3 protein-coding genes are annotated in these 1,640 nt (G+C 68.3%); all 3 read right to left on the bottom strand.

The features are described from left to right. Window positions 1–131: 131 nt before the first annotated feature. Entirely contained in the window at window positions 132–584 is a 453-nt protein-coding gene (locus VG502_RS07155) for a hypothetical protein (RefSeq protein ID WP_325549347.1), read from the bottom strand. Beyond that, window positions 581–1,168, bottom strand: coding sequence for a hypothetical protein (locus tag VG502_RS07150; protein WP_325549346.1), 588 nt, complete (start codon window positions 1,166–1,168; stop codon window positions 581–583). Before VG502_RS07150 ends, VG502_RS07155 begins: the two co-directional genes overlap by 4 nt. Window positions 1,169–1,214: 46 nt before the next feature. Then, window positions 1,215–1,640: alpha/beta fold hydrolase (locus tag VG502_RS07145; RefSeq protein WP_325549345.1), on the bottom strand; the 426-nt coding region annotated here is incomplete at its 5' end.

The raw sequence follows: 1,640 nt of genomic DNA, 5'->3' as shown, positions 1-1,640 counted from the left end.
TGACCGAGTTCAGTTCACCCCCGACGTACTGGATCGGCTTCTGCACGCTCGGCAGCAACGCCTCCAGGCGCGGGAACAGCGATTCGACAGTCATAAACACTTCCAGTCAGCGGTCCAGAGCGCCTACCAGCCTAACGCCGCCCGCCTGACAGACCGGAATCGTAGGTCGTGCGGATCCACTCCCGGTACTCGCCGAGGCACTCGATCAACGTGGCCTCCAACTGCTCGTCGGTGGTGATGCCACGCTCGTGCAAGGCCAACTCGTCCCGCATCCGGCGGCTCAACGCGACCGGCGCGTCGACGGCGCGCAGACGGTCCTCGAACGCCACCGCACGATCACGCGTCTGCGCCTGTCGCCGGGTGAGAGCCTTGCGATCGTCACGCCTCAGCAGCCGGGCGTCGACGGACTTCTTGATTCCGAGCGCAATACAGGCGGCGCTGATTCCGACGTATCCGGGCGAGAGGAAGCCGATCACGTTCAGGCCGGCGTCGAGCACGAACCCGAGCGGTCCGACGATCAGGACGACAGCAAGATCCGACGGCGACGAGACGCGATCGAGCAGCTTGGTCAGGTCGTCGATCACCAGAGGTCCCGCCGCGCCCGCAGGATGCTCCGGAGGTAGGTGACCTGTTCCGTGGTCGCGTGCTCGGCGACCTCGATGAAGTGCTCGAGCTCGAACGTCAGCGGAAGAAAGCGACCGACTTCCCGGAGCCGTCGGAGCGGAGGATCGCGCCGCTCCCACCGGTCGAGGTCGACGAAGTCCCAAAGGCCGTCCTCGATCAGACGCAGCCCTTCGTAGTCCAGCCGGCCGGCCGCAGCCAGCAGTTCGTCGGCCGCGCGGACGAACTCGCCACGCGTCGGCGGGAACACCGGGCCGTCAAGCGCCGTCGCCCTCGGCGGGCGCCGCTGGTCCCGATCGTCGAGCGCTGTCAGGGCGACCCGGGCCGGACGCCGCAACCGGGTCACCAGCAGGGCCACCGCCAGCAGCATCGCGAACGCAACCACGATGATGCCGAACGCCAGGAAGAACGCCGCCACCGCATTGAACGCGCCGGGCAATGAATCGGCGAGGAAGAACGTGAACAGAGCGATCACCGTCGCCAGCCCGAAGAGGCTGCCGCGCCTGCGTCGGTCCGGATCGACCGGCTGCAGCACCGAATGGGTCATCCGTCCTCCCTTTGCGGCCATTCTCCCCGGTCAGCTCCGCCCTGCGCTACCCGAGATGTGCGAGCAGTAACGGGTTGATGGCGTGGGGGTGGGAGTAGGTGACGAGGTGGGCGGCGTTTTCGAGGATTTCGAGGTGGGCGCCGGGGATCTGGGTGGCCAGGGGGACGACGGTTTCCGGGGGGACCGAGGTGTCGCCGTCGGTGGTGACGAGGAGGACGGGGGCGGTGATGTCGGGGAGGGACGGGAGCAGGTTGGTGGTGCTGAGGGCCTCGCAGCAGGCCGCATAGCCCTCGGCGGGGCAGTCGAGGAGCATCTGGCGGATGGGGTCGATGTCCTTGAAGTCGGGGAGGAACCAGCGGCCGAGCGTCGCGTCGACGATCGACTGGGTGCCTTCGGCGCGGACCTGGGCGGCGCGGGCGGTCCACGTGTCCGGTGTGGCGGCGGGGTTCGACGGTGGGCAGATCGCGACCAG

It is taken from the genome of Flexivirga sp., from assembly GCF_035551235.1.
In the GTDB taxonomy this organism is placed as follows: Bacteria; Actinomycetota; Actinomycetes; order Actinomycetales; family Dermatophilaceae; genus Flexivirga.
Note: the sequence above shows the minus strand (reverse complement) of the source record. Positions and strands in the feature narration are given on the sequence as shown.

Coding starts and splice junctions, on each gene's coding strand:
- VG502_RS07150 (WP_325549346.1), bottom strand. CDS start 1,168: ATGACCCATTCGGTGCTGCAGCCGGTCGATCCGGACCGACGCAGGCGC.